Source organism: Brevundimonas sp. (assembly GCF_044239655.1).
GTDB lineage: Bacteria > Pseudomonadota > Alphaproteobacteria > Caulobacterales > Caulobacteraceae > Brevundimonas.
Map to the genome: position 1 here is coordinate 1 of NZ_JBIIAY010000196.1, position 3,345 is coordinate 3,345.

4 protein-coding genes are annotated in these 3,345 nt (G+C 67.1%); 1 reads left to right on the forward strand and 3 read right to left on the reverse strand.

Annotated elements, in window-relative coordinates; translation table 11 throughout:
• The coding region (locus tag ACILQR_RS16145) for an MFS transporter (RefSeq protein ID WP_395652387.1) at positions 1-398 on the forward strand (398 nt) is incomplete at its 5' end.
• A 5-nt stretch (positions 399-403) separates the two neighbouring features.
• On the opposite strand, the gene ACILQR_RS16150 is transcribed toward ACILQR_RS16145, so the two are convergent.
• The 3 genes from ACILQR_RS16150 to ACILQR_RS16160 all read right to left on the reverse strand — a co-directional run bounded on the left by ACILQR_RS16150 (position 404) and on the right by ACILQR_RS16160 (position 3,106).
• A complete protein-coding gene (locus ACILQR_RS16150) occupies positions 404-1,156 on the reverse strand; it encodes a M48 family metallopeptidase (protein ID WP_395652388.1) in 753 nt (250 codons plus the stop codon).
• The gene (locus ACILQR_RS16155) at positions 1,110-2,390 is read right to left on the reverse strand and encodes a polyhydroxyalkanoate depolymerase (protein ID WP_395652389.1); all 1,281 of its coding nucleotides are present in this window, start codon (positions 2,388-2,390) and stop codon (positions 1,110-1,112) included. Before ACILQR_RS16155 ends, ACILQR_RS16150 begins: the two co-directional genes overlap by 47 nt.
• A gap of 92 nt (positions 2,391-2,482) precedes the next feature.
• The gene (locus ACILQR_RS16160) at positions 2,483-3,106 is read right to left on the reverse strand and encodes an SCO family protein (protein WP_395652390.1); all 624 of its coding nucleotides are present in this window, start codon (positions 3,104-3,106) and stop codon (positions 2,483-2,485) included.
• Positions 3,107-3,345 lie beyond the last annotated feature (239 nt).

The window sequence follows — 3,345 nt, forward strand, 5'->3', positions numbered from 1 at the left end:
CCGCCCGCACCGCCGTCGAGGGCCGGGTCAAGACCGCCCTGACGGAGGCCGGCTATCCCGAGAAGGCCGATCCCGATCAGATCAACCTGATCGCCGTCTTCGCCATCCTGATGGTCTTCATGGTCGCCGCCACCGCCGTCTATGGCCCCCAGGCGGCGGCGCTTGTCGAACTGTTCCCGACGCGGGTGCGCTACACGGCCATGAGCCTGCCCTACAACATCGGCACCGGCTGGGTCGGAGGCCTGCTCCCCGCCGCCAGCTTCGCCCTGGTGGCCTGGTCGGGGAACATCTATTTCGGCCTCTGGTACTCGGTCGCCTTTACCGCCGTCGCCGCCGTCGTCGCCCTGATCTTCCTGCCCGAAACGAAAGGCCGCGACCTCGACACGATCGAGGAGTGATCAGCTCACCGTCCCACGGCATGCAGGGCCTGGCCGTTGGCCCTGAGCCAGGCGCGGAACGGGCGGTGGTCGCCGACAAGCCGGTGGACCACCGACCAGTAGGCGGGCGAGTGGTCGGCGTGGACCAGGTGGGCGACCTCGTGGGCGGCCAGATAGTCGAGCACCGCTGGCGGCGCCAGGACCACCCGCCACGAATAGCGGATCGACCGGTTGTGCGGGCTGCACGAGCCCCAGCGCGAGCGGGTGTCGACGATGGAGACCCTGACCGGCTTCTGGCCCAGGGTCCGCAGATGATGGTCGGTGCGGGCCGTGAGCGCCTGACGCGCCTCGCGCTTGAGCAGGTTCTCGACGCGGCGTCCGAAGGCCTCGCCGTCGCCGCCCGAGCGGATCACCGCCCCCTCCGCGTCGACCGACAGACGCGCCGCCCCTGTCGTGCCGGTGGCCTCCAGCCGGGTCTCGCGGCCATGCAGGGTGATCGTCGCGCCGGGCTCCAGCGGCAGGCCCTCGACCCGCGCCTCCAGCCGTTCGGCGATCCAGTCGGCCTTTGACCGCGCGAAAGCCACCGCGTCCGGCAGCCGCCGTTCCGACGGCGCGACCGCGACCACCTCGCCCGACTTCGCATCGATCCGTATCGAAATCCGCCGAGCCCGTGGATTGACCGATAACCTCAGAACCAGCCTCTGGTCGTCCTCCCCCGCCGGGGTTCCGGCGTTAAGCGGCAGTCGCTGACCGGCTCGGTACGGCGCAGAGCTTTTCATTGGCGGCGATGAAGTCCCGGGTGCGCGGATAGATTTCTTCGCGGAATCGACGGCCGTTGAAGACGCCGTAGTGGCCCACGTCCGGCTGCACATAGAGGACGCGGCGTTCGAGGGGAATGTTCGGCGTCAGGACGTGGGCGGCCTGGGTCTGACCGACGCCGGAGATGTCGTCGTTCTCGCCTTCGACGGTCATCAGGCCGATGTCGGAGATCTTCGACAGGTCGACGCGCTTGCCGTCATGCTCCAGTTCGCCCTTGGCCAGGGTGTAGTCTTGGAAGACGATGTCGATGGTCTGGAGATAGAATTCCTCGGTCAGGTCCAGCACCGCCAGATATTCGTCGTAGAACTGCTCGTGCTTTTCGACGCCGTCGCCGTCGCCCTTCACCAGGTCCTTGAAATAGGTCCAGTGAGCGTCGGTGTGGCGCGCCTCGTTCATCGACATGAAGCTGTAGAGCTGGACGAAGCCCGGATAGACCCGGCGACCCACGCCCGGATAGGGCCAGGGCACGGTGTGGATCATGTTCGACTTGAACCAGGCGAAGGGTTTTTCCTCGGCCAGCTGGTTCGTGACGGTCGGCGACAGGCGGGCGTCGATCGGGGAGCCCATGAAGGTCATGGAGGCCGGCCGGTTCGGATCGTTCTCCTCGGCCATCACGGCGGCGGCGGCCAGGACGGGCGGTCCCGGCTGACAGACGGCGACGACGTGGGCGCGCGGGCCGATCTGGGCCAGCATCTGGCGGACGTGGTCGATATAGTCGTGGAAGTCGAACCGGCCCTCGAGCATCGGCACCTGACGGGCGTTGACCCAGTCGGCGACATAGACGTCGTGGTCCTGAAGGAAGGTCTCGACCGTGCCGCGCAACAGGGTCGCATAGTGGCCCGACAGGGGCGCCACGATCAGGACGCTGGGCGCCGCGACCGGTTTCTTGGCGCGTTTCAGGTCGCCGACGTTGCGGGCGAACCGGACCATCCGCACCCAGGGGCTGGACCAGACGACCTGTTCGACGGTGCGGACCGGCTTGCCGTCGATATTGACGACCTCCAGGCCCCAGGCCGGCTTGCCGTATCGGCGGGTCACGCTCTCGAACAGTTCGGCCGAGGCATAGGCCGTGCGGCCGATGGCCGTGTCGCCGGCCGGATTCAGCGGGGATTTCCAGAAGTCCCGCGCCAGCTGGGCCCCGAGCCGGAACGGTTGCGCCGAGGTGTAGGCCAGTTCGTGAAGGGCGTAGAGCATGGTCATCCGTGGTCGGCCGCTGCCGTTGTGCAGCGCACCATACAACAAATCTCACTAGGAAAGGATTTAATCCTCACCCGTGATCCAGCATCCTATCCCCGCTTCATGACCCGTTCGATCAGCTGGGCCGATTTTTCGGGCCCCAGGTCGTGGGACAGGGCCGACCGGTATTTGCCGTCCGGTCCCATCAGATAGACCGTCAGGGAATGGTTCATCGTATAGGTGTCGCCGGATCCGACCTTCTCATAGAAGGCGCGGTACTCGCGGGCGGCGGCGGCGATTTGGGCGTCCGTCCCCGTCAGGCCGATGACCCCTTCGGGAAAGCCGTCCGACGCCAGATAGTCCTTCATCTGCTGCGGCGTGTCGCGTGCAGGATCGACGCTGACGAAGACGATCTGCAGATCCTTGCCCGCCTCGCCCATCTGCGCCTTGGTCGCGGCCAGGCCGTTCAGGGTCGTGGGGCAGAAGTCGGGGCAGTAGGTGAAGCCGAAGAAGACCAGGCTCCATTTGCCGTTCAGCAGGGTCTGATCCACCGACCGCCCCTCCTGATCGACCAGCTGGAACGGTCCGCCGACCTTGGCCGCGCCGGTCGAGACGCCTTCCGCCTCCGCGCTCGCCCGCTCGCGTCCCGTCACCACGACCACGGTCACGATCGCCAGCGAGGCGGCGATGACGATACAGGCGGCGGCGAAAAGCAGGATGGAACGACGCGGCATCTTCGGTTCTTTCGAAACAGGAACGCCGACAGGGCGGCGCGACGGGTCTATAGAACGCCCGTGACCCGCATAGAAACCGCTTCATCGTCGCAACCGGCGACCGTCCCGACGCCGGCCTCGGCCGACCATCCGATCACGGGCTGGCGCGACCTGCCCCGGCGCGGGCGCGGCCTGACGCTTCGGACCCTGATCATCCTGCGCTGGCTGGCCATCATCGGCCAGACCGCGACCATCCTCGT

Excerpts from the sequence above, each read along its gene's own strand:
- ACILQR_RS16155 (WP_395652389.1), bottom strand. The coding sequence starts at position 2,390 with ATGCTCTACGCCCTTCACGAACTGGCCTACACCTCGGCGCAACCGTTC.
- ACILQR_RS16150 (WP_395652388.1), bottom strand. The coding sequence starts at position 1,156 with ATGAAAAGCTCTGCGCCGTACCGAGCCGGTCAGCGACTGCCGCTTAAC.
- ACILQR_RS16160 (WP_395652390.1), bottom strand. The coding sequence starts at position 3,106 with ATGCCGCGTCGTTCCATCCTGCTTTTCGCCGCCGCCTGTATCGTCATC.